Annotated in this window: 23 protein-coding genes; 13 read left to right on the forward strand and 10 right to left on the reverse strand. The window is 63.0% G+C overall.

Going from position 1 to position 21244, the window contains the following annotated elements; genetic code table 11:
• Positions 1-66: 66 nt before the first annotated feature.
• Together ACE04I_RS23315 and queF are read left to right on the forward strand one after the other, a co-directional pair.
• Positions 67-990: a cation diffusion facilitator family transporter gene (locus ACE04I_RS23315; protein ID WP_046797781.1), complete on the forward strand. Its 924-nt coding sequence runs from the start codon at positions 67-69 to the stop codon at positions 988-990.
• Positions 987-1451: a preQ(1) synthase gene (queF, locus tag ACE04I_RS23320; RefSeq protein WP_046797778.1), complete on the forward strand. Its 465-nt coding sequence runs from the start codon at positions 987-989 to the stop codon at positions 1449-1451. The genes ACE04I_RS23315 and queF overlap by 4 nt, the downstream gene beginning before the upstream one ends.
• A gap of 239 nt (positions 1452-1690) precedes the next feature.
• Here queF and ACE04I_RS23325 read toward each other — a convergent pair whose 3' ends face one another.
• Positions 1691-2479, reverse strand: a complete 789-nt coding sequence (locus ACE04I_RS23325) for a DUF2076 domain-containing protein (protein ID WP_487207643.1) — start codon at positions 2477-2479, stop codon at positions 1691-1693.
• Between the two features lie 138 nt (positions 2480-2617).
• The gene (locus ACE04I_RS23330; protein ID WP_046795525.1) at positions 2618-3019 is read right to left on the reverse strand and encodes a GFA family protein; all 402 of its coding nucleotides are present in this window, start codon (positions 3017-3019) and stop codon (positions 2618-2620) included.
• 286 nt (positions 3020-3305) lie between these two features.
• Between ACE04I_RS23330 and ACE04I_RS23335 the strand changes: the two genes are divergently transcribed.
• The 6 genes from ACE04I_RS23335 (at position 3306) to leuA (ending at position 9044) form a co-directional block, all read left to right on the forward strand.
• The gene (locus ACE04I_RS23335) at positions 3306-3890 is read left to right on the forward strand and encodes an ATP-dependent Clp protease proteolytic subunit (RefSeq protein WP_046795601.1); all 585 of its coding nucleotides are present in this window, start codon (positions 3306-3308) and stop codon (positions 3888-3890) included.
• A gap of 257 nt (positions 3891-4147) precedes the next feature.
• Entirely contained in the window at positions 4148-5200 is a 1053-nt protein-coding gene (locus ACE04I_RS23340) for a glycoside hydrolase family 25 protein (protein WP_046795524.1), read from the forward strand.
• Positions 5201-5316: 116 nt separating this feature from the next.
• Positions 5317-6495 (forward strand): benzoate/H(+) symporter BenE family transporter, encoded by a 1179-nt coding sequence (locus ACE04I_RS23345; RefSeq protein WP_046795523.1) that lies wholly within the window; start codon positions 5317-5319, stop codon positions 6493-6495.
• A 38-nt stretch (positions 6496-6533) separates the two neighbouring features.
• Positions 6534-6806 carry a BrnT family toxin gene (locus ACE04I_RS23350; protein ID WP_046795522.1) on the forward strand — a complete coding sequence of 91 codons (273 nt, stop codon included), beginning with the start codon at positions 6534-6536 and terminating at the stop codon, positions 6804-6806.
• On the forward strand, positions 6784-7020 hold the full coding sequence (brnA, locus tag ACE04I_RS23355) for a type II toxin-antitoxin system BrnA family antitoxin (RefSeq protein ID WP_046795521.1): 237 nt from the start codon (positions 6784-6786) through the stop codon (positions 7018-7020). Before ACE04I_RS23350 ends, brnA begins: the two co-directional genes overlap by 23 nt.
• Before the next feature lie 311 nt (positions 7021-7331).
• The gene (leuA, locus tag ACE04I_RS23360; protein WP_046795520.1) at positions 7332-9044 is read left to right on the forward strand and encodes a 2-isopropylmalate synthase; all 1713 of its coding nucleotides are present in this window, start codon (positions 7332-7334) and stop codon (positions 9042-9044) included.
• A gap of 12 nt (positions 9045-9056) precedes the next feature.
• Here leuA and ACE04I_RS23365 read toward each other — a convergent pair whose 3' ends face one another.
• Complete coding sequence (locus ACE04I_RS23365; protein ID WP_046795519.1) at positions 9057-9446, reverse strand: winged helix-turn-helix transcriptional regulator; 390 nt, start codon at positions 9444-9446, stop codon at positions 9057-9059.
• A 96-nt stretch (positions 9447-9542) separates the two neighbouring features.
• On the opposite strand from ACE04I_RS23365, the gene ACE04I_RS23370 reads away from it, so the two are divergent.
• Positions 9543-10490: a quinone oxidoreductase family protein gene (locus ACE04I_RS23370; protein WP_487207644.1), complete on the forward strand. Its 948-nt coding sequence runs from the start codon at positions 9543-9545 to the stop codon at positions 10488-10490.
• On the opposite strand, the gene ACE04I_RS23375 is transcribed toward ACE04I_RS23370, so the two are convergent.
• The 3 genes from ACE04I_RS23375 to ACE04I_RS23385 all read right to left on the reverse strand — a co-directional run bounded on the left by ACE04I_RS23375 (position 10487) and on the right by ACE04I_RS23385 (position 12864).
• Positions 10487-11317, reverse strand: a complete 831-nt coding sequence (locus ACE04I_RS23375) for an anti-sigma factor family protein (protein ID WP_046795517.1) — start codon at positions 11315-11317, stop codon at positions 10487-10489. The two genes, ACE04I_RS23370 and ACE04I_RS23375, sit on opposite strands and share 4 nt — an antisense overlap.
• Entirely contained in the window at positions 11317-11793 is a 477-nt protein-coding gene (locus tag ACE04I_RS23380) for an RNA polymerase sigma factor (RefSeq protein ID WP_046795516.1), read from the reverse strand. Before ACE04I_RS23380 ends, ACE04I_RS23375 begins: the two co-directional genes overlap by 1 nt.
• Before the next feature lie 117 nt (positions 11794-11910).
• A complete protein-coding gene (locus ACE04I_RS23385; RefSeq protein ID WP_046795600.1) occupies positions 11911-12864 on the reverse strand; it encodes a metallophosphoesterase family protein in 954 nt (317 codons plus the stop codon).
• 66 nt (positions 12865-12930) lie between these two features.
• Here ACE04I_RS23385 and ACE04I_RS23390 point away from each other — a divergent pair, with 66 nt between their 5' ends.
• Positions 12931-13419 (forward strand): NUDIX domain-containing protein, encoded by a 489-nt coding sequence (locus ACE04I_RS23390; protein ID WP_046795515.1) that lies wholly within the window; start codon positions 12931-12933, stop codon positions 13417-13419.
• A gap of 15 nt (positions 13420-13434) precedes the next feature.
• On the opposite strand, the gene ACE04I_RS23395 is transcribed toward ACE04I_RS23390, so the two are convergent.
• Positions 13435-14424: a glutathione S-transferase family protein gene (locus ACE04I_RS23395; protein ID WP_046795514.1), complete on the reverse strand. Its 990-nt coding sequence runs from the start codon at positions 14422-14424 to the stop codon at positions 13435-13437.
• 265 nt (positions 14425-14689) lie between these two features.
• Between ACE04I_RS23395 and ACE04I_RS23400 the strand changes: the two genes are divergently transcribed.
• Both ACE04I_RS23400 and ACE04I_RS23405 read left to right on the forward strand, forming a co-directional pair.
• Positions 14690-15190 (forward strand): GNAT family N-acetyltransferase, encoded by a 501-nt coding sequence (locus ACE04I_RS23400; protein WP_046795599.1) that lies wholly within the window; start codon positions 14690-14692, stop codon positions 15188-15190.
• Between the two features lie 73 nt (positions 15191-15263).
• On the forward strand, positions 15264-16577 hold the full coding sequence (locus tag ACE04I_RS23405) for an MFS transporter (RefSeq protein ID WP_137326582.1): 1314 nt from the start codon (positions 15264-15266) through the stop codon (positions 16575-16577).
• A 55-nt stretch (positions 16578-16632) separates the two neighbouring features.
• Here ACE04I_RS23405 and ACE04I_RS23410 read toward each other — a convergent pair whose 3' ends face one another.
• Positions 16633-17607 (reverse strand): MBL fold metallo-hydrolase, encoded by a 975-nt coding sequence (locus ACE04I_RS23410; RefSeq protein ID WP_046795512.1) that lies wholly within the window; start codon positions 17605-17607, stop codon positions 16633-16635.
• Between the two features lie 88 nt (positions 17608-17695).
• On the opposite strand from ACE04I_RS23410, the gene ACE04I_RS23415 reads away from it, so the two are divergent.
• On the forward strand, positions 17696-18673 hold the full coding sequence (locus tag ACE04I_RS23415; RefSeq protein WP_046795598.1) for a LysR family transcriptional regulator: 978 nt from the start codon (positions 17696-17698) through the stop codon (positions 18671-18673).
• Between the two features lie 5 nt (positions 18674-18678).
• On the opposite strand, the gene ACE04I_RS23420 is transcribed toward ACE04I_RS23415, so the two are convergent.
• Together ACE04I_RS23420 and ACE04I_RS23425 are read right to left on the reverse strand one after the other, a co-directional pair.
• The gene (locus ACE04I_RS23420) at positions 18679-19101 is read right to left on the reverse strand and encodes a GNAT family N-acetyltransferase (protein WP_046795511.1); all 423 of its coding nucleotides are present in this window, start codon (positions 19099-19101) and stop codon (positions 18679-18681) included.
• A gap of 65 nt (positions 19102-19166) precedes the next feature.
• The gene (locus ACE04I_RS23425) at positions 19167-21233 is read right to left on the reverse strand and encodes a membrane protein (RefSeq protein WP_046795510.1); all 2067 of its coding nucleotides are present in this window, start codon (positions 21231-21233) and stop codon (positions 19167-19169) included.
• Positions 21234-21244: the final 11 nt, after the last annotated feature.

The raw sequence follows: 21244 nt of genomic DNA on the forward strand, positions 1-21244 counted from the left end.
ATCTCGCTCCGGCGGTTTCGCCGTTTCGGGGCTTCGGTCCTGCAAATCATTCGCATGCGCATAAGGATGAAAACCGTGGCAAGGGACACGAAAATCGTCGAACGGCTGGCGTTGTGTAGCATTCCGGTCTCGATCGGGGTGATGGGCCTGAAGATGTTCGCCTGGTGGGTGACCGGTTCGGTCGCGCTGCTTTCGGACGGGCTGGAATCCTTCGTCAACGTGGTTGCGGCTCTCCTTGCCTATTTCATCATCCGCTATGCACAGCGGCCCGCCGATCACGACCATCAGTTCGGCCATCACAAGGCGGAATATATCTCGGCGGTGGTCGAGGGCGTGCTGATCGTGGTCGCGGCGCTGATGATCATCCAGGAGGCCTGGGGGGCGCTTTTCGCGCCGAAGCTTCCGGACGCGCCGGTCCTGGGGCTTGCGATCAACGCGCTTGCCGCGGTCATCAATGCGGTGTGGGCAACGATGCTTATCCGGGCCGGCAAGGCGCAGCGATCACCGGCGCTGACAGCGGACGGGCACCACATCATGTCGGACGTCGTGACCTCGGCAGGCGTCTTCGTCGGCCTCATCCTCGCCGTCTTCACCGGCTACGCGATCCTCGACCCGCTGCTGGCAATCCTCGTCGCGTTCAACATCCTGTGGCAGGGCTACAAGGTGATCTCCCATTCGCTCGGCGGGCTGATGGACAAGGCGTTGGAGCCGGAGGAGGAAGCGGCTGTGCGCGAGACGATCACCGCCCATTCGCAGGGTGCGCTCGGCGTGCATGACCTGAAGAGCAGGCGGGCAGGGGCGGCGGCCTTCATCGATTTCCATCTGGTCGTGCCGGCCGGCATGAGCGTCGGTGATGCCCACGACATCTGCGACCGCTTGGAAGATGCGATCAAAGCGGTTATTCCCGGCGCCACATTGGCGATCCATGTGGAGCCCGAAGGCGAGCGCGCCCATGGACAGAAGGTAAAAGTGGAAGGAACACCATCATGACGACGACGGACGTATCGAGCCTTTCCCAGCTCGGTTCGAAAGTGGAAACGCCGCAGAGCCCTGAGGCGGCGGTGCTGGAAAAAGTGCCGAACGGCAACCAGGGAACGGATTACGTGGTGCGCTTCACCGCACCGGAGTTCACTTCGCTCTGCCCGATGACGGGCCAGCCGGATTTCGCGCATATCGTCATCGACTACATTCCGGACGGTTTCCTGGTGGAGTCGAAGTCGCTGAAGCTCTTCCTGCATTCCTTCCGCAACCATGGTGCGTTCCATGAGGATTGCTCGGTCTATATCGCCAAGCGGATCGTCGATTTGCTTCAGCCGAAGTGGCTCCGGATCGGCGCCTACTGGTATCCGCGCGGCGGCATTCCGATCGACGTGTTCTGGCAGACGGGCGAGGCGCCGGCCGGCGTGTGGCTGCCGGAGCAGGGCGTGCCGACCTATCGCGGGCGGGGGTGAGGAGCGGTTCGGCGAAGCCGGAGCAATCGATCCGGTGAATCGATTGCAGCGACGAACGCGCTGAGCCAAAGCGAAGCGCGGGAGACGGCGAGGCATATTCCCACCTCGTCCCCTCAGGGAGGGGACGAGGTGGTGAAGGGGATAACGAACCTCGCGATCGGCGTCAGGCTGTCATCCACTTCACTCCACCCCGGAGCTTCGCTCCGACCCTCTTCCTCAAGGGGAGGGTGGACCCCCGATCACACGTCCATCGTGTCGTCGCCGCCGGAGTTATCAGCGTCGAAGTCGGACTGGTCGTCGTTGTCGTCATCGGCCTGCTGCAAGCCGTCATCCGTATTGCCGTCATCGGCCGCCTGCCGGACTGCGTCATCGCCGTAATAGTTGTTGACGACGGTTTCCTCGGCCGGGCCATTGCCGAAGGGACTTCCGCCGGCAAGAGGCGAGCCCCAGCCGAGGGAATTTATGTGGCTCGAAAATATACCTGAAAGCGAGTTGGCGAGCAGCATGCCGCCCGCCACGCCGGCCGCGGTGCCGAGCGCGCCGCGCAGGAAACTGCCGCCCGCCGAGGGCGCTGAGGCCTGCGGGTTCCACGGGCCGGTGGGTTGGGGGCCAGTGGGCTGGGGGGCTATGGGCTGGGGCTGGCGGTAGGCGTTCTCCTGTTCGCGACTGGAACGGAGGTCCTGGCGGGAGCTGCTGTCCCAGGGGCCCGGCTGGGGAACGGAATCGCGCGGCTGGCTGGAGCCGAAGATGGAGCTTAAGAAACCGCCGCCCTGTTCGGCGCGGTGGTGCTCGCTATCCTGGGCCTCGATCTGGCGAATGCGCTCCTCGAGCTCCTTGATATGGTTTGCCGCGGCTTCGAGCCCCTTTTCCTGCACGATGACGGCCTGAGCCAGATAATAGGCGGCATAGGGCTGTTCGCAGGTCGCCTGATCGATCAGGCTTTCGGCCTGCGCGTCGCGGGGCGTGGCGGCGGCGGTGCGGATGCGGTCAAAAAGCGAGGTGAGGAGCTGGCGTTCTTCCGGTGACATTGTTGCCTCCTTGAGGGCGTTGCCATGGTCAAGGAGGTAGGCGGCAATTCCGGCATTTCAAAGCTGGGCTCCCTTACATTTTGGTAAGCTTGCGCAGCACCAAAGCACTTCGGCCCAACGCGGACAGGTAGCGCGCTGTTAAAACCAAAGATCGCGCACGCAGCGCCCTTTGGAAGGAAGGTCGTCGAAACTGTCCAAGCCGTCGAAATGATCGATGGGCAGATCCTGAACGAGGTCTGGCGGTGCAAGCCGCAGGTTTACAGCCATGCGGCGGCGGCCATCCGCTTGAAGCCGCAAACCGCGCCAGCTCAATACACAGGCGCAGGTTGGGCAGAACAGTATCTCGAGAGAGGATTTGTCCCTGCCGGCGCGGGTGTAGGAGGCGGTCTCGCCTCTGATCGCGATACGTTCTCCTTCGTAATCATAGGCCCACAGAGCGCCGTAGCGCCGGCAGAGCGTGCAGTTGCACGCGGTGATCGAGCCGGGATCACCTTTGAGCGTCCAGCCTGTTTTGCCGCAATGACATGAGCCCGTCAGCATGAGCGTAGGTTCGATCCTGCCCAATCGTCAACGACGGCATCCTGCCCCAATCACGCGATGACCGCAATTGCGCAAAATCGATGTCATTGCCCGCCTCAAACGCTGGTGGCATTGCCGCCGAATTCCGCATTCCGGCAATGAGAGATTCGGCGGCGCGGGGTCCGGCCACCGCGTCATTCACCTTACTCTAAGGAAGCTGCGGGCTTGGCTATCGCGCTCCATTGTTTTACGGCTGAGAAGGCATTATGTCCCGTACATGATTTCCATGCAGGAGACGCTGACCGTGATGAACGACGAGAACGAAGACGACAAGACGAAGGAACTGCCGCTCGGCAAGGAAACGGAGGCGAACCTTTTCAAGTCGCGTTCGATCTTCATCTATGGCCCGATCACGCAGGAACTGGCGCAGAAGGTCAATACGCAACTGGTGGCGCTTGCCGCCGCCAGCGACGACGACATCCGAATCTATGTGAACTCGCCGGGCGGGCACGTGGAATCGGGCGATTCGGTCCACGACATGGTGAAGTTCATCAAGCCGAAGGTGTGGATGATCGGCACGGGCTGGGTCGCTTCCGCCGGTGCGCTGATCTATGTCGCAGCTCCCAAGGAGCGCCGCATCGCCCTGCCGAACACGCGCTTCCTCTTGCACCAACCCTCCGGCGGCACGCGCGGCATGGCGTCCGACATCGAGATCCAGGCCCGCGAGATCATCAAGATGAACGAGCGGCTGAACCGGATCTTCGCGGAAGCTACCGGCCAGCCGATCGAGAAGATCACCAAGGACACCGATCGCGACTACTGGCTCTCGGCCGAAGAGGCCAAGGAATACGGCCTGGTTTCGCGGATCGTGAAATCGCAGGCGGAAATCTGAGCTTATTCTAAGCCTCCATGAGAAACGCCGCCGGAAAACCCGGCGGCGTTTTCGATTCTTGTCTTTCTCGAAAAATGATCTCGTCTCGACGTTTGCCCGGCCGCCGCTGCGACTGTTTCATTGCGGTGACGGCGCATCATTTTCGAACGTAAAGATTGGATTCAGCATTTCTTGGTAATTTCCCGTTAGCAATTCCTCATGGCGGTCCCCGACGACTCGGGGTTCCATAACTCGGTTTGTCTTGCGTACGGGGTCTCATGCGTTCATCGGCTGTGCCAGCACTTCTTCTCGCTTGCCTGACCCTTTCGGGCTGCTCCTCCAGTTCCGGCCCGGAAAGCCTGATGGTCGGTCTGCCGTCGCGGGAAGTGACCAATTCCACGACGCCCGTCGCGCCTGTTCCTGTTGCCGACGTGGGGGAGAGGATGGCGATCGCAAGCCCGCCCGCACCGGTGAGCCCGCCGGCGCAGGAAGTTGCAGCACTTGCCGGACCGATCCCCGAGCCGCAGGCCTTCGCGCCGATGCCGACCACGGTCGGCATGCCGGTGCCGATCGAAAGGCCGGTCGCATTCCTGGCGCCTGAAAATCCGACGGCCGAGCGCGGGCCGCGCAGCCGCGCGCAGGTCTACCGTCATCGCTTCCGTGACGCCAAGCCGATCAATTTCGGCCGCGTCACGCCGAAGGACTATGCCGTGCACGGCGTCGATGTCTCGCGCTGGCAGGGTGAGATCGATTGGGTGAAGCTCCGGACACAGGGCGCCAACTTCGCCTATATCAAGGCGACCGATGGCGGCGACCACCTCGACCCGATGTTCAAGACGAACTGGCGGCGGGCCAAGGAGGCCGGCCTCAAGCGCGGTGCCTATCACTTCTTCTACTGGTGCCGTGTGGCCAGCGAGCAGGCCGAATGGTTCATCCGCAACGTTCCGCGGGATCCGGACGCGCTGCCGCCCGTCATCGACGTGGAGTGGAACGGCGACTCGAGCTGCAAGAGGCGTCCGTCCCGCGAGCGGGTTCTGGAAAAGATGCAGGTCTTCATGGACATGCTGGAGAAGCATTACGGCAAGCGTCCGGTCATCTACACCGCGCCGGATTTCTACAAGGACAACCTGCAGGGCGCATTCACCAACTATCCCTTCTGGCTGCGCGCGGTCGCCCAGCATCCCTCTAAGGTCTATCCGGGCCGCAAGTGGCTGTTCTGGCAGTATTCCGGGTCCGGCCTTTCGCACGGCGTGGACGGCAAGATCGATCTCAACGTCTTCAACGGCAGCGAGGAAAACTGGCACCGCTGGCTGGGACGGGTCACGAGCTGAGGTAAGCCAAACGGCCACTGAACCGAGACCCGTACGCTTTTCGTCCGAACCCGGCTTGTGTTTGCCGGTGGGCTGAGGCTCCATGCGGTTTTCGCACCGTCCCCGAGTCCCGCCGCATGCTCAAAGATTTTTCCGTTCCGGCCCTGATGATGGGGCTTTTGACCGCTTTCGTCGGCTTCATCAGTTCGTTTGCCGTCATCATGCAGGGGCTTTCCGCCATGGGGGCGACGCCGGGTGAAATCGCCTCGGCGTTGCTGGCGCTTTCGGTCGCCATGGGCGTTCTGGCGATCGGCTTCTCGTTCTGGCACCGCATGCCGATCAGCATCGCCTGGTCGACGCCCGGGGCGGCCCTGCTTTCGGGTATCGGGGCAATCCAGGGCGGCTTTCCGGCGGCTGTCGGCGCTTTCGTGCTTTGCGGTGTGCTCATCGCGCTTTCCGGCCTGTTTCGGCCGCTCGGGCGGGCGATTCAGCTCATTCCCGCGCCGCTTGCCAATGCGATGCTCGCCGGCATCCTGCTTGGCCTCTGCCTCGCGCCGGTGAAGGCGGTTGCTTTTAACGCGGCGCTCGGCCTGCCGATCGTTCTCACCTGGATGGTCGTTTCCGCATGGAAGCGGCTCTGGGCCGTGCCGGCGGCACTCGGGGCTTTCGTGCTCGTGCTTCTCTTCGGCGTGGACCTGCCGGAGGATGCGCTGGCCCAGGTGGGGGCGGCGATCCATCCGGAACTCATCGCAGTGACGCCCACCTTCACCTGGCACGGCTTTATTTCGGTCGCCGTGCCGCTCTTCATCGTCACCATGGCCTCGCAGAACATTCCGGGCATCGCGGTCCTGAAGGTGCACCACTACCAGCCCGCACCCGGTCCGCTGTTTGCCGGAACGGGTATCTTCTCGATCATCTGCGGTATTTTCGGCGGCGTGCCGGTCAACATGGCGGCGATCACGGCGGCAATGTGCGCCGGGGAGGACGCCCATCCCGATCCGGCGCGGCGCTATTGGGCGGCCGTGATCGCCGGCTTCGGGTATATCGTGTTCGGGCTGATGGCGGGTGGGCTTATCGCTTTCGTCTCGCTGTCGCCGCCTATCCTGCTGCAGGCGGTTGCGGGGCTTGCGCTGATCGCGGCATTCTCGAATTCCGCCTTCGCCGCCTATCGCGAACCGCACACGCGCGAGGCGGCGGCGATCACCTTCCTGGTGACGGCGTCGGGAACTTCCTTCGCGGGCATTTCCGGCGCCTTCTGGGGGCTTGTCGCGGGCGGAGTGGTGATGGCGTTGCAGCGCCTGGTCAGACATGCTTGAATGATTGGAAATGGTATAGTTTTTATCCTATATTAGCGATGCTATTCGAATTCGATCCGGCCAAGAGCGCTACCAACAAGGACAAACACGGCATTGATTTCGTGGAAGCGCAGGCGTTGTGGGCGGATGAGAAATTATTTGTCATGCCAGCTCGCGACGCAGAGGAGCCGCGTTTCATGGCGATAGGAAAGATCGACAACAAGTTTTGGTCCGCCATCTGCGTTTCTCGCGGCCAAGGAATCAGAATTATTTCGGTTCGGCGATCACGCATGCTCGAGGTAGAGGTCTATGAAAGCCAGCAAGCTCGATGAAATCTTCGACAAGGGCGAAGAAGACGTCCTTGAATATTTCGATGTCTCCAAGGGGTTTCGTCCGAATCTCGAACCCAAGCGGGTCAATATCGATTTTCCGACCTGGGTGGTGAACGGGCTCGACCAGGAGGCGCAACGCCTCGGAGTTACCAGACAGGCGCTGGTGAAAATGTGGATCGCCGAGCGGCTCGAAGCCGGCCGTCAAGGCAAATAGCCCACTTGCCAACCCCTGTCGTCTGCAGCTATACATCCCGCCATGACCATGACAGGCGCAATCATGTCCGACCGTCAGCCGACCTGCCGCACCGCGGCCGGGGCGCCGGTTCTTGCGCTTTCCTCGCTTCTTAGCCTCGACCTTACGCGCGGTTGCCGGGTCCGTTGAGGAGCGCCCGGCGGCCGAAAGCCCTGCCGGCGTAAGTGCTCCTCTCACGAACATTCAAGACCGATAGAGAAAAGACCGCGTAAGGTCCGCATCGATCATGCCGATCCCCTGGATGGCACGATGCGTGAAGAGAGACGAAGACAATGGACGCCAAGACCTATTCCCCCAAGCGCGGCATGCCGCAGGCCGCGATGAAATACCGGCCCTATCCGCAGATCGACATTGCGGACCGCACCTGGCCTTTGAAGACCATCACCAAGGCGCCGATCTGGTGTTCGGTGGACTTGCGCGACGGCAACCAATCGCTGGTCAACCCGATGGGGCACGACCGCAAGGCGCGCATGTTCAAGCTGCTGCTCGACATGGGCTTCAAGGAAATCGAAATCGGTTTCCCGTCGGCCTCGCAGACCGACTTCGACTTCGCCCGCTGGTGCGTGGAGGAAGGCGGCGTGCCGGAGGATGTCTCCATGCAGGTGCTGGTGCAGTGCCGGCCGGAGCTGATTACCCGCACCTTCGAATCCTTGGAAGGCGCCCACAAGCCGATCATCCATTTCTATAATTCCACCAGCGAATTGCAGCGCCGCGTGGTGTTCGCCAAGGACGTCAACGGCATCAAGCAGATCGCAGTCGATGCCGCGAAGATGATCACCGATATGGCGGCGAAGGCGGGCGGCGGTTACCGCTTCCAGTATTCGCCGGAAAGCTTCACCGGCACTGAACTCGACGTGGCCTTGGATATCTGCAATGCCGTGATCGACGTGGTGAAGCCGACCGCCGACAACAAGTTCATCATCAACCTGCCGTCTACCGTCGAGATGGCAACGCCGAACATTTATGCCGACCAGATCGAGTGGATGTGCCGCCAGATCGACAATCGCGAAAACATCATCATCTCGCTGCATCCGCATAACGACCGGGGCACGGGGATCGCCGCGACCGAACTCGGCCTGATGGCGGGCGCCGACCGTGTGGAGGGAACGCTCTTCGGCAATGGCGAGCGCACCGGCAATGTGGATGTGGTGACGCTGGCTCTCAACATGTACACGCAGGGCGTCGATCCGGAGCTGGATTGCTCCGATATCGAGCGCATCAAGGCGGTCTACGAATATTCCAACGAAATGGTCATCCCGGAACGCCATCCTTACGTGGGAGAGCTGGTCTATACCGCCTTCTCGGGCTCGCATCAGGATGCGATCAACAAGGGCATGAAGGCGATCAAGGTCGCCAACCATCCGGTGTGGGAAGTGCCTTACCTGCCGATCGACCCGCAGGACGTCGGTCGTTCCTACGAGGCGATCATCCGCATCAACTCGCAGTCGGGCAAGGGCGGCATCGCCTATATCCTGCAGGCCGATTACGGCATCAACCTGCCGCGCAACCTGCAGGTGGAATTCCGCGAAGACATTCAACGCATCACCGACGAAGAGGGCAAGGAGCTTCCCTCGAAGCGCATCCATGAGAGCTTCATGGAGCGTTACGTGGAACAGCCCGGCGCGCGGCTGAAATTCATCGACCACCATACCTATCCGGCCGGCTCGGACCAGAAGGGCGTGCGCATCGTGGCGGCCGAGATCACCGATCGTGGTGAGACGAAGCGGATCGAGGGCAAGGGAACAGGGCCGATCGACGGCTTCATCAACGCGCTCTCGACCTATCTGGGAATCGACCTCTCGGTTGCCGATTACTCCGAGCATTCGCTGCAGCACGGCTCGAACGCCTCGGCCATCGCCTATGTGGAGATGGAACATCCGGGAGGCAAGCTGTTCGGCGCCGGCATCAACACGAATATCGTGGCGGCTTCGCTGGAGGCGATCGTGTCGGCCGCGAACCGCGTGCTTGAAGAGCGCAAGGGCTGATCGGGGCCGAGTTCAGGCCGCGGCGGCCTTGGCCTCACGCGGCCTGACGATGCAATCGAGAAGCGCGCCGCTTTCGCCGCGCGCTTCCGCATGGTGCTGGCCCCATTGGCAGAGCGCGTAGAGAATGGGTTCCAGGCCGAGACCGAGTTCCGTGGCGCTGTATTCAACACGCGCCGGCACTTCCGCGAAGACTTCGCGACGGATGAGCCCATGCTCCTCCATTTCCCGTAACTGCTGGATCAGCACTTTCTGGGTGATGCCGGGCACCATGCGCTGGAGCTCGGAGAGGCGCTTGGGTCCGGAAAAGGCGTGATAGAGGATGACCGGTTTCCAGCGGCCGGAAATCACCTTCAATGCCCGCTCGATGGGCAGTTTCGGCAGGTTCTTCAAAAGGGCTGCCATGGTCACCTCCTGGTGGGTAGGGCGCAAAAGAGTGTGTATCCCGGCGGCCCCGCGCGCTGCTAAGCCGCCCTCGTCTTTCCATAGATGAGGTTTCCGATGAAGGTCGTCCAGTTCTCCCGTTTCGGTTCTCCCGAAGTTCTCGAAGTCATCGAAGTGCCGAAGCCCGCGCCCGCACGCGGCGAAGTGCTGATCCGGGTGATGGCGGCGGGCGTGAATTTCTTCGAGGTGCTGATGCGGGCCGACCGCTATGCGGTGACGCCCTCGCTGCCCATGGTGTCAGGTGTCGAGGTCGCCGGTGTCGTCGAGGCAGCGGGCGAGGGAGCCGAACCTCTCATCGGCGCGCGCGTCGCGGTGCCGCTCTTTGCGATTGGGCGGGGCTCGGGCGGCTATGCGGAATATATCATCGCCGATGCCGGCTCGCTTGCGCGACTGCCGGAAGGGCTCTCCTTCGAGACGGCAGTTGCATTGATGGTGCAGGGACTAACGGCGCTGCATCTCGTGCGGCAGAATCCGCCCGCTGGAAAGACCGTGCTCGTCACGGCGGCGGGTGGAGGCGTCGGCTCGCTGCTTGTCCAGCTCCTGAAGCAGGCCGGAGCGGCCAAGGTCATCGCGGCAGCCGGAAGCCAGCAAAAGCGAGCGCTCGCGCTTTCGCTCGGCGTGGATCGGGCCATCGGGTATGAGATGAGCGGTATCGAAGCCGATATCGTCTTCGATCTGGCCGGTGGTGAGCTGACGCGGGACCTTATCGATGCCCTGAAGCCCGGCGGTCGGTTGGTGCTGGCTGCGATGGGGCGTTTCGGCCTGGAGCCGGCGGATATCAGCCGGATGCTGGAAGCGAACCAGTCCCTGCAAGGATTTTCCCTGCTGCCGCTGATCGGCGAGACATTATGGAGCGATCTGGCCGAGCTTTTCGATCGGGCGCATTGCGGCGAACTCAAGGTGATCTCAGGCGGGCGATTTTCTCTCGCCGAGGCGGCGCAAGCCCATGGTGCGCTCGAAAGCCGCGCCACCGTGGGAAAGATCGTTCTGGCACCATGGGGTTAGATCAGCCCCGCAGCCTTGGCGGCGATCTCGTCCAGCGAAGGATTGGAGGACGGGCCGACGATGGCGTAGGTCGCGAGCGGTGTCGACCAGGATACCACACCGATATCGTCGCGGATGCTCTCGGTGGCAGGATTGACGGTCGGCCGGGACTTGGTGAAGACGATGGCGATCACCTCGCCCTCCGCGCTTTTGTAGAACAATTGTCCGGCCGGAATTCCGGCTGCGGAGAACAGCCGCGCTCCCTGGAAGGCGAGCCCGCTTTCCCCGAGATCGGGAATGCGGAAGGCGACGCCGGTATTGGTCGTCAGCCAATCCAGGATATCGGCGGGTTTCCCGGCGGGAAGCTCGGCCAGATGGGGGCCCTGTCTGGAATAGAGCCGGTAATGGGCGGCGACATCCTCCAGCCAGTCGCGGTTTTCCGAAACGGATGCCAGCGCGTCGGGCGAGGGGGCGGCAAGCGGCGGCGCACCGAGCATGTAGCCAAAGGCGCCGCCGACCACGAAGAGGAGGAGGCCGCAGGCAAGCGCCTGTCTGCCGGTCGGCTTCATCGAAAAATTGGGGCGCGACGCCTGCGGCAGCCGCACCGCCCGGCGCGGCTGGGGAGCCGTCTTGATCGCACGCACCAGATCGAGCGGCACGGGCTCCTTCAGCATTTCATCGAAGGCGTGGCGCCCGAAATCGCGGCCTCGCTTCAACGCGTCCTGGCTGGCTCGCGCCTGCGGATCGTTGACGAGCAGCGCCTCGACCTCATGCCGCTCTTCCTCGCCGATCTCCCCGTCGATGAAGGTGGAGAGGCGGATGTCGATTTCCTTGGAAGTCTCGGTCATCAGGCTCTCCGCTCGGTGGCTTCGACGCCGATGGCTGCCAGCCGCAATCGGGCGGCACAGAGGCGGGAGGTCAGGACACGCACCGGAATGCCGAGAATATCGGCGGCTTCGGCATAGGTGAAGCCTTCCACATCCACGAGAAGGAAGCTGGCGGCGAGTCCTTCCGGCATGCCGACAAGCATGGCTGCGGGCTTGCCGAAGGCATCGTCGCCGGGTTCAGCCGCCGCGTCCCTCATACCCTTGCGCTTCTTCGCCTCATCGGTCCAAAGGCTGCGAACCATGCTGTAGAGCCAGCTCTCGAGCCGGCCTTCGCCCTTCCAGTGATGGCTTTTCTGGATGGCGCGGGCGCAGGCCTCGCGCACCAGATCATCCGCCTCTGCCGCCGCACCGGCGAGCGCCAGCGCAAACCGGCGCATCTTCGGCAGGAGGGCGACGAGATCGCGTCTGATATCATTCGGGGCGGACGGTTGATTCATAAAGTGTCCGGCGTGCTTTCGGAAGGTTGATTGTAGGCGTTGCGGATAGTCCTGTAAGCAGCCAGATATGAATCCAATGTGGCGATTCCGCAAGTTTCAACAAATATTCTTGGGTGGCTAAAGTATTTTTTCCGCTTCCACGGTGGAAAGGGGCGAGAGATTCTCGCCGTAGAACACGTGGCTGTTCTCCAGGGCGACGCCATCGCCCTGCGGCGTGAGGCCGTAACGCTCGCAGACCAGGTTCCATGCGCCGGGCCGGCCCGACAGCGAAAACAGGTTGTAGGCGGCCGGCGGCTTGTGTCCCCCAGGTCCCTGCGAGGCGGAGGCGATGCCCACGACCGGCACCGGGCCATGATGGCTGCGCAGCCAATAGACCGTATTGAGGTGGGTGTGCCCGTGCAGCACGAGCTCGGCGCCACCGGTGGAGATGGCGGCGGCGAAGCGGCGGATGCCGAGCATGCGCTTGTGGGCGGATGTCGCGCCGCGGATCGGCGGATGGTGGATCAGGACGACGCGGAACAAGCCTTCCTCGCCGGCCTTTCTCAGCAGGTTCACTGTTTCGCGCGCCTGCCTCTGCCCGAAATAGCCGGAGGCGGAAAACGGCGGGGTGGCATTGGAGGTGGAGCAGCCGATGATGGCGAGCGGCCCACGCCGGCGGAGCGTCGGGAAGACATGCTCGTCCTTCGGCCACGCGGCCGGGTCGTCGTCGCTCGCGATGAAGGGATACCAGGCCTTGACGGATTTGTCGTGGGCGCCGGGAACATAGGCGTCATGATTGCCGGGAACGACGGTGGTGTGGAGGGGATCGCCGATCGTGTTCAGCCATTCGGCCGAAAGGCGGATCTCGATATCGGTCGCGAGATTGACCAGATCGCCGGTGACGACCAGATGGTCGGGCTCGCGGGTCTTGAGGTCGCTGAGCAGCAGGTCCAGCGTGTTGACGAAAAGGTGCTTGCGCCGCTTTCGGTGCCAGTTCACAAAGCCGGTAATGCGCTTGGAACACAGCTCGCGAAGCGAGAGGCGCGGAAGAGGCCCGAGATGGATATCGGAAATATGGGCGAACTTGAACATGGCGCAGACATAACGCATCGGCGGAGAAATCGTTATCGATTTTGTGGCCTTCTCGCGGAGTTATGAATGAAGGGTGAGGGTGTCCCGGAAATCCGCGGCCTCGGCACGCGCATCGTCGTGTGGCTGCTGCATCGTTTTTTCATTCTCTCGCGCGGCATGACGCTCGGGGTCAGGGCAGCCTGCTTCGACCGCGAGGGGCGCGTCTTTCTCGTGCGCCATTCCTATGTGCCCGGCTGGTACATGCCGGGCGGCGGCGTCGAGCGCAACGAGACGGCGCTTGGCGCGCTTGCCAAGGAATTGCGCGAGGAGGGCAATCTCACGATGATCGGCGAGCCGCAGCTTTTCCACATCTATCACAATCGCAATGCAAGCAGGCGCGACCATGTGCTGTTCTACCGGGTGGAGGTGGAGCAGACCGCGCCGAAGCAGCCCGACAGGGAGATCGTGGCCAGCGGCTTCTTCGTGCTCGACGACCTGCCGGCGGATGTAACGGCAGCGACGCTGCGGCGGCTGAAGGAGTTGAGCGGGGAGGTGGACCGCTCGGATTATTGGTGAGTGGTCGATCCATCACTACGTGGACCTTCCCAATCCTTCCCGCCCATGCGGCGCATCGAGATCGAACGCCGGTCCGGCCGGTACGATGCCGGTCGGATTGATGTTCCGGTGGCTCTGGTAATAATGGTTCCTGATGTGATGCAGGTTGCAGGTCTCGGCCACGCCCGGATGCTGGTAAAGATCCCGCAGGTAACCTGACAGATTAGGATAATCCGCGATGCGGCGGATATTGCACTTGAAATGGCCGACATAGACCGGATCGAAGCGCAGCAGAGTGGTGAAGAGCCGCCAGTCCGCCTCCGTCTGCCGGTCGCCGAACAGGTAGCGGGTTTTCGAAAGGCGGCTTTCCAGCATGTCCAGGGTTTCGAAGAGGCGCGTGACGGCCTCGTCATAGGCCTCCTGCGTGGTCGCGAAGCCCGCCTTGTAGACGCCATTGTTGACCGTGTCGTAGACGACGGCATTGAGTTCGTCGATCTCGGCGCGCAGGTCGGCCGGATAGTAATCGGCGGTCGAGCCGGTCAGGCCGTCGAAGGCGCTGTTGAACATGCGGATGATCTCGGCGCTCTCGTTCGAGACGATGGTTTCCTGCCGCTTGTCCCAGAGCACCGGCACGGTAACACGGCCGGTATAGTCCGGATCGGCCTTCAGGTAGATCCGGTAGAGGAAGTCCGAGCCGTAGAGCTGGTCGCCGGTAGCACCCTCGCGCTGCCGGAATTCCCAGCCGTTCTCCAGCATGAGGTAATCCACCACGGAAAAGGAGACGAGGTCTTCGAGCTTCTTCAGCTTGCGGAAGATCAGCGTGCGGTGAGCCCAGGGGCAGGCATAGGAAACGTAGAGATGATAGCGCCCGGCTTCGGCCTTGAAGCCGCTGTTGCCCGATGGGCCAGGCGAGCCGTCCGCCGTCAGCCAGTTGCGGAACTGCGATTCGGAGCGCTTGAAATGACCCCTGGTTTCCTTGGTGTCGTACCAGACGTCCTGCCATTTTCCATTCACGAGCCTGCCCATGGCGATCTCCGTTTGCTGTAGTTCGAGATACATACGGCAACGGTGCAGGATTGGGAGCCGCGATTTGATGAACGCTGCGTTTTTGCATTGGACGCGGGCGGAATTTCCTGCTAGGTGCCTTTTCGCAAATTTGGGAACATCTCCTCCATGACCGAAGTACGGGCACTGCGACGACGCTGATCTTGCGAACACGACGCTCACGGAAGCGTCGCCGAGATCATTCGTCATGCCCGTCACTTTTCAAGGCTTCGGTCCCTCCATGCAGATGCTCAAGCACGATCTTGTCTACCTCACCGAGGACGCGTCCCATGATGCCGTCATCGAACTCATCAACGCGGAAGCTTTCGGTCCCGGCCGGTTCGCCAAGGCGGCGGCCCGCATCCGCGAGCAGGGGCCGCATGATCGTTCGCTTTCCTTCGTCTGCGCCGACGATGGCGAGACCATCGCCTCGGTGCGGATGACGCCGGTTCATGCCGGCGAGGTGAAGGGGCATCTGCTGGGGCCGCTCGCGGTCCGGCCGTCGCACAAGAACCGAGGCATCGGGCGCGAGCTGGTGCGGATCGCGGTGGAGGCAGCCAGGCGCCATGGGTCGGAAGCGGTGATCCTGGTCGGCGATCCGCCGTATTACATGCCGCTCGGCTTCGAAAAGGTCGCCTACGACGCACTGAAGTTCCCCGGACCGGTTGATCCGGGCAGGGTTCTGGTCGTGCCGATGGCGGAAGGCGTCCACCCGCGACTCAAGGGAACAATCGGCTGGCGCGGATAGGGCAATTCCACTAAGCATCCCATACATGCTACCGCGGGAGCTGAGCGCCTGCGGGCTCAGGGGAGTGGGTGGAATGACGGCAATCACGATGGACGAGGCGCTCGACCGCGCCGGAACGGGTCCCTATCAGCGGCGTCTGATGGGCATATTCGGCCTGGTTTGGGCCGCGGATGCGATGCAGGTGCTGGCGGTCGGCTTTACGGCGGCCTCGATCGCGGCGACCTTCGGGCTTACGGTGCCGCAGGCACTACAGACCGGCACGCTCTTCTTCCTCGGCATGCTCATCGGCGCGATGGGCTTCGGAAAGCTCGCCGATAAGGTGGGACGCCGCCGCGTGCTGATCGTGACGGTTGCCTGCGATGCCGTTTTCGGCCTGCTCTCGGTGTTTGCCCCGGATTTCACCAGCCTTCTCATACTGCGTTTCCTCACCGGGGCTGCCGTCGGCGGCACGCTGCCGGTCGATTATGCGATGATGGCGGAGTTCCTGCCCGCGAAGAACCGCGGCCGCTGGTTGGTGATCCTCGAAGGGTTCTGGGCGGTCGGCACGCTGATCGTGGCGCTCGCCGCCTGGGCTGCCAGCGTCTACGGGGTTGCGGACGCGTGGCGCTATATTTTCGCGGTCACCGCCGTGCCGGCGCTGATCGGGATCGGCTTGCGCTTCCTGGTGCCTGAATCGCCGCTTTACCTGATGCGATCGGGGCGGGAGCCGGAGGCCAAGGCAATCCTCGGCAGGATGCTGGCGATCAACGGCAGGGAGCCGCTTTCCGCCGAGACGAGGCTGGCCACCCAGCCGCAGCCGCGCGACACGGCCATCTTTTCCGGCGAGCTTCGCCGCCGCAGCCTGATGATCCTGGCGATCTGGTTCCTCGTTTCGGTTTCCTATTACGGCGTCTTCACCTGGATGCCGCCGCAGCTTGCGAGCGGCGGGTTCGGTTTCGTGCGCGGCTATGGCTTCTTGGTGCTCGTGGCGCTCGCGCAGCTTCCGGGCTATGCGCTGGCGGCCTATGGTGTGGAGGCGTGGGGCAGGCGGCCGACGCTGATCGGTTTCTGCCTGCTTTCGGCGCTGGGCTGCCTGCTCTTCGTCGTGGCCGGCAATGGCTTCATGGTCGGCGCGGCGCTGCTGATCATGAGCTTCGCGCTGCTCGGCACCTGGGGTGCGCTCTATGCCTATACGCCGGAACTCTACCCGACAGCCTCGCGCGCGACGGGCATGGGTGCGGCAGGCGCGATGGCGCGCCTCGGCGGCCTGCTCGCGCCCTCGCTGGTGGGGCTGGTCGTCGCGCAAGGGATCGGTATCGCGATCGGCCTTTTCGCAGGTCTGCTCGTGGTCGCGGCCATCGCGGCGACGATGATCGATGCGGAGACGAAACAGGCTTCGCTCGCCTGACACGGCCGGGCGGAATTGTCAGGCACCGTCGTGAATGACGGCGCCTGAGCGCCTCTCAGAAGGTCGCGGTATAAAGCACCGGCACCCACTGATAATTGGTTTCATCTCTGCGGACATGTCCGATGCCGGGGAAAGCGTGGTGCGCGCCGGCGACGAGATATTTCTGATCCGCGGCCTCGGCAAAGGCCATGGCGCGCGTCGCGGCCGCCTGCTTCTGATCGACATCGAACTCTATGGTGACCTCCGGCCGATCGAACTGCAGGACATCGCCATGGGCGATATCCCCCCAGAACATGATTTTCTCGCCCTTGCTTCCGACCACGATGGCGCTGTGCCCCGGAGTATGGCCCGCCCGCAGGACGGAGCCGAAGCCCGGAATGGGTGCTGCATTGTCCTCGAAGGTTTCGAACAGGCCGGCCTCGACATAGGGACCGACGCATTGCTCGGCCTGGGCGATCTGCGGCCCCAGCACGGGATCGGCCTTGGCGGCGGCATCGGCCTTCAGCCAGAACTCGGCTTCCCGTCGGTTCACGCGCACCACCGCGTTTTCGAACACGCGCTTTCCGTTCACGGTAAGCCCGCCGGAATGATCGGCATGGATATGGGTCAGGATGACGTCATCGATCTGGGCCGCCTTGTAGCCGGATGCCTCGATGCTGGCGACGAGCTTGCCGAGAACCGGACCCATCAGGGTTCCGGTGCCGGCATCGATGAGGACCAGCCTGTCGCCGGTATTGATCAGATAGGCATTCACCGAGGTTTGCGCCGGGTTTGGCTGGAAATAACCGGCAAGAATGGCTTCGGCCTCGCTCTCCTCGATGTTTTCGTAGAGCTTGGGCAAGGGCAGCGGCACCGTGCCGTCCGAAAGCGCGGTGACTTCGTAGTCGCCGAGCCTCAGCCGATAGTAGCCGGCGGCCTGCCGGCCGACGATCGGCGCCTTGGCGAGTGCGGCGGCGGGCAGGCTGGCGATGGCGCCCGCGGCGAATGCCATGCCGGCGGTATTCTTCAGAAGGGAGCGTCGGGTTTGCATGAAGGACTCCAGGTGCTGGTTGCGGTCTTGGAAACGACCTGGAGCGCACGTATGTATCGGTGTATCAGCAAACAAATCGATGCGGCTCATGACAACTATCGATCATTTCAATCTGCGTTCGTTCGATCTCAATCTTCTCGTCGCATTCGATGCGCTGATGAGCGAGGGAAGCGTTACCAAGGCGGCGCGGCGCCTCAAGATCCAGCAGCCGGCGATGAGCCATTCGCTCTCGACGCTGAGGGTTCTCCTGCAGGACGAATTGTTCATCCGCGTCGGCCAGATCATGCAGCCGACGGCGCGAGCCCACAGCCTTGCGGTTCCTGTGCGCCAGGCGCTGAGGCAGGCGCAACTGGCGCTGACGGGTGGAGAGGCCTTCGATCCCGCAACGGAGGAGCGGACGTTCCGTATCGCGATGTCGCCGGAAGTCGAACTCCTGCTGGTGCCGGACCTGACCGCCCGGCTGCAGCGGCTCGCGCCTGGCATCAAGATACTGGCGCGGGTCTTCCCCGATGACGCGGTGGAACCGTCGCTGGAGGATGGCGGCGCGGACCTGGCCGTGGGGTGTACCTATTCGAGGACGAGCAGGCGTTCATTCGAGACGCTCTACGAGGTCGAGCTTGCGTGCTGCTACAATCCGGCTCTGCTGGCATTGCAAAATCCGCTGGATATGGAAACTTTCCTATCTGTCGAGCATGCGGTGATTTCTCAGAACGAGGCCCTGCAGGGCTGCATCAAGGAGGCCTTGGAAATAGCCGGTCTCGAACTGAATGTGGTTGCCGCAGCACCAGGCTTCATGTCCGTTCTTGCCGCCGCCAAGGCCAGCCCGGTCGTCGCGACCGTCTCCAGACGCATTGCTGACCGTTACGGCCCGCTGCTCGGGCTTGAGGTCAGTCCGGTGCCGGTTTCGCTGACCTTCCCGCCGGTGAGGATGGTCTGGGCGAGCCACACGGACAACGACCCCGCGAATGTGTGGCTGCGTCAGCAGATACGCGACAGTTTTGTCGGCAGCGCTGCGGGTGAAAGTGGGGCCTCCACGCCGCAGGCAGCGGCAGTCGCGATGGCTTAGGCGAACTACCGGAAGCGTTTCGACAGCCATGTCACATGATTGCCCGCCGTGAGGGGGCCGACGTGGCCGGCGATCTCGTAGCCGTATTTCTGATAGGCTTTCACAGCATCGGGGTTCATGCTGTCGATATAAGCGCCGATGCAACCGCGAGCCTGTGCTTCATCCTCGGCCATCCTTAAGAGCCGGCCTGCAATACCCTGACCGCGCATGTTTTCCGGAATGAACAGCATCTGAACATAGAGCCAGCCACGCCCGGTATAGCCAACCAGGCCCCCGATGACTTCGTTGCTGTCATCGTATATCGGGATCGCCAGGTCTCTTCGGTCCCTCTCTCCAAAATTCGCGACATTGTATGCCCTCAGCAGATCAAGGATCGCCTGTTCGTCTTCAGGTGGCAGGCCTTCGAGAAGTCTTAGTTCTTGCGACATGCAATATCCGCTGTGTGGGTCAGGCAACGGATACCAGACTGAACACGCGGCAAAAAGAGGCGGATTTACCGTCCTTCGCGCCACCACATGGCAGCGACGGCGAAGAGCAGCGCCGAGAGACCGGCAAAGCCCGCGAACAACGGCAGGGTATTGATACCCTTGAGCACGGTCTCGTCGGTGAGGCGGATCACCATGCGGTCGGAATCGCTGATGCGAACCTCGCCGCGCACCGGCAAGATATCCGGCAGCGTCACGCCGTCTCCATCTGCCACGCGCGCGACGAGGCCGCGGGTTTTCTGGGCATAGGGCGCAAGCGTTTCGGTGGTGGAAATCATCGCCTTGAATTCGGGCGCGTTGACCGTGCCGACATGAACGAGCGTGGAGAGGTCTCCATTGGTGATTTCGAAGAGGCCGGTTTCCTCCATGCGCCGCTCCAGCCGATACTGGCCGGGAGTGGCTTCCGTCATCGGCACGGTTTCGGTGCGGCCGGAGGGATAACGGATGGTCGCGGGACCGGGATCGTCGCCGATCGTCTGGCGCGTCGCTTCCAGCGTACGGCCGACGGCGCGGGCGGTCAGCGCTTCTTCCTCGAGTTCCGGCTCCTTCATCAGCCAGTGGGCGATGCGGCGATAGAGCGAGACATGCGGTCCGCCGCCCTCGAAGCCGCGCGCCCAGAGCCAGCCCTGATCGGAAAGCAGCATGGCCACGCGGCCTTCACCCTCGCGGTTCAGTACGAGGAGCGGCCGGTCGCCATCGCCCTGCATGACTATCTGCCCCTGCGGGGTACCGACATCGATGGTGCGGAACCAGCGCCCCCATGCGGGCGGGTTCTGGTTCGAGCCGTCGAGACCGCGGGTGACAGGATGCTTCTGCCCCTCCGGTGAAAGATGCGGATAGAAGCCAGCGTTATGAATCTCGCCGGTCGGAGAGGCAGGCAGGACCTGTTCCAGCGGTGTGCTGGCGATCGAATCCTCGCCCGCATGTTCGGGCCCCGCGGCGATCAGCAGCGCGCCGCCGTTCTGCACATACTGGGCGATGTAATCGTAATAGAGGATCGGCAGCACGCCGCGATGCTTGTAGCGATCGAAGATGATGAGGTCGAAATCCTGGATCTTCTCGACGAAGAGCTCGCGGGTCGGGAAGGCGATCAGCGACAGCTCGTTGATCGGCGTGCCATCCTGTTTTTCCGGCGGACGCAGGATGGTGAAATGGACGAGGTCGACGGAGGCGTCGGACTTCAACAGGTTGCGCCAGGCGCGTTCGCCGGCATGCGGCTCGCCAGACACGAGGAGGACGCGCAGGTTCTGGCGGATGCCATCGATGACATGAATGGCGCGGTTGTTGGCGGCCGTCACTTCGCCCGGCAGTTCGGCGACGGAGAATTCCATCACATTGTTGCCGCCGCGCGGCACGGTGAAGGAAAAGGGCGTTTCCGCACCGGGCGCGGCCTGAAGCGTAGCGATCTGCTGGCCGTTCATCCGGATGTTGACTTCGGCCGTGCCGCCGCCGCCACGCCCATCATCGAAGACGCGGAAGGTCAGTTCCTGCTCTTCGCCAACAATGCCGAAACGCGGCGCGCGCACTACTTCGATGCGGCGGTCGAACTCTTCCTCATGGCCGGTGATGAGGCCATGGACAGGCGCGTTGAAGCCGAGGTTCTGATTGATGCCCGGCAGGTCGTGGATCTGGCCGTCCGTCAGGAAGACCGCGCCGCCGATGCGGGCCGGGGGCACGTCGGAAACCGCGGAGGAGAGGGCGGAGAAAAGCCGCGTCGATGGCGTATCGGAATCCGCGTCGTCGGCCACTTCGACGATGCGCGTCTCGATACGCGGGAAGCGGGAGAAGCGCTCCTGCAGGCTGGCGAGTGCCGCGTCGGTCTGGGGCCGCCGCTCCGCCGTCTCCTGGCTCTGGGAGCGGTCGACGATGATCGGCACGATGGTCGAGAGCTGCTCGCGGTCCTCCTGCGCCAGGAAGGGATTGGCGAGTGCGAGCAGCAGGAAGGCGAGCGCCAGCGCGCGCAGCGTCGCGCCGCGCACGCCACGCCAGAAGGCCAGCGCAGCGAGGATCGCGGCAAGCACGGCGAGGCCGGCGAGGATCGACCAGGAGAAGAAGGGGGCGAATTCGAGGGTCATGTCCGCTTCTC

This window comes from Rhizobium moroccans, assembly GCF_057559155.1.

What these genes read in the sequence shown, in the direction of transcription:
- ACE04I_RS23315 (WP_046797781.1), top strand. Translation starts at nt 67, where the DNA reads ATGAAAACCGTGGCAAGGGACACGAAAATCGTCGAACGGCTGGCGTTG.
- queF (WP_046797778.1), top strand. Translation starts at nt 987, where the DNA reads ATGACGACGACGGACGTATCGAGCCTTTCCCAGCTCGGTTCGAAAGTG.
- ACE04I_RS23325 (WP_487207643.1), bottom strand. Translation starts at nt 2,479, where the DNA reads ATGTCACCGGAAGAACGCCAGCTCCTCACCTCGCTTTTTGACCGCATC.
- ACE04I_RS23330 (WP_046795525.1), bottom strand. Translation starts at nt 3,019, where the DNA reads ATGCTGACGGGCTCATGTCATTGCGGCAAAACAGGCTGGACGCTCAAA.
- ACE04I_RS23335 (WP_046795601.1), top strand. Translation starts at nt 3,306, where the DNA reads ATGAACGACGAGAACGAAGACGACAAGACGAAGGAACTGCCGCTCGGC.
- ACE04I_RS23340 (WP_046795524.1), top strand. Translation starts at nt 4,148, where the DNA reads ATGCGTTCATCGGCTGTGCCAGCACTTCTTCTCGCTTGCCTGACCCTT.
- ACE04I_RS23345 (WP_046795523.1), top strand. Translation starts at nt 5,317, where the DNA reads ATGCTCAAAGATTTTTCCGTTCCGGCCCTGATGATGGGGCTTTTGACC.
- ACE04I_RS23350 (WP_046795522.1), top strand. Translation starts at nt 6,534, where the DNA reads ATGCTATTCGAATTCGATCCGGCCAAGAGCGCTACCAACAAGGACAAA.
- brnA (WP_046795521.1), top strand. Translation starts at nt 6,784, where the DNA reads ATGAAAGCCAGCAAGCTCGATGAAATCTTCGACAAGGGCGAAGAAGAC.
- leuA (WP_046795520.1), top strand. Translation starts at nt 7,332, where the DNA reads ATGGACGCCAAGACCTATTCCCCCAAGCGCGGCATGCCGCAGGCCGCG.
- ACE04I_RS23365 (WP_046795519.1), bottom strand. Translation starts at nt 9,446, where the DNA reads ATGGCAGCCCTTTTGAAGAACCTGCCGAAACTGCCCATCGAGCGGGCA.
- ACE04I_RS23370 (WP_487207644.1), top strand. Translation starts at nt 9,543, where the DNA reads ATGAAGGTCGTCCAGTTCTCCCGTTTCGGTTCTCCCGAAGTTCTCGAA.
- ACE04I_RS23375 (WP_046795517.1), bottom strand. Translation starts at nt 11,317, where the DNA reads ATGACCGAGACTTCCAAGGAAATCGACATCCGCCTCTCCACCTTCATC.
- ACE04I_RS23380 (WP_046795516.1), bottom strand. Translation starts at nt 11,793, where the DNA reads ATGAATCAACCGTCCGCCCCGAATGATATCAGACGCGATCTCGTCGCC.
- ACE04I_RS23385 (WP_046795600.1), bottom strand. Translation starts at nt 12,864, where the DNA reads ATGTTCAAGTTCGCCCATATTTCCGATATCCATCTCGGGCCTCTTCCG.
- ACE04I_RS23390 (WP_046795515.1), top strand. Translation starts at nt 12,931, where the DNA reads ATGAAGGGTGAGGGTGTCCCGGAAATCCGCGGCCTCGGCACGCGCATC.
- ACE04I_RS23395 (WP_046795514.1), bottom strand. Translation starts at nt 14,424, where the DNA reads ATGGGCAGGCTCGTGAATGGAAAATGGCAGGACGTCTGGTACGACACC.
- ACE04I_RS23400 (WP_046795599.1), top strand. Translation starts at nt 14,690, where the DNA reads ATGCTCAAGCACGATCTTGTCTACCTCACCGAGGACGCGTCCCATGAT.
- ACE04I_RS23405 (WP_137326582.1), top strand. Translation starts at nt 15,264, where the DNA reads ATGACGGCAATCACGATGGACGAGGCGCTCGACCGCGCCGGAACGGGT.
- ACE04I_RS23410 (WP_046795512.1), bottom strand. Translation starts at nt 17,607, where the DNA reads ATGCAAACCCGACGCTCCCTTCTGAAGAATACCGCCGGCATGGCATTC.
- ACE04I_RS23415 (WP_046795598.1), top strand. Translation starts at nt 17,696, where the DNA reads ATGACAACTATCGATCATTTCAATCTGCGTTCGTTCGATCTCAATCTT.
- ACE04I_RS23420 (WP_046795511.1), bottom strand. Translation starts at nt 19,101, where the DNA reads ATGTCGCAAGAACTAAGACTTCTCGAAGGCCTGCCACCTGAAGACGAA.
- ACE04I_RS23425 (WP_046795510.1), bottom strand. Translation starts at nt 21,233, where the DNA reads ATGACCCTCGAATTCGCCCCCTTCTTCTCCTGGTCGATCCTCGCCGGC.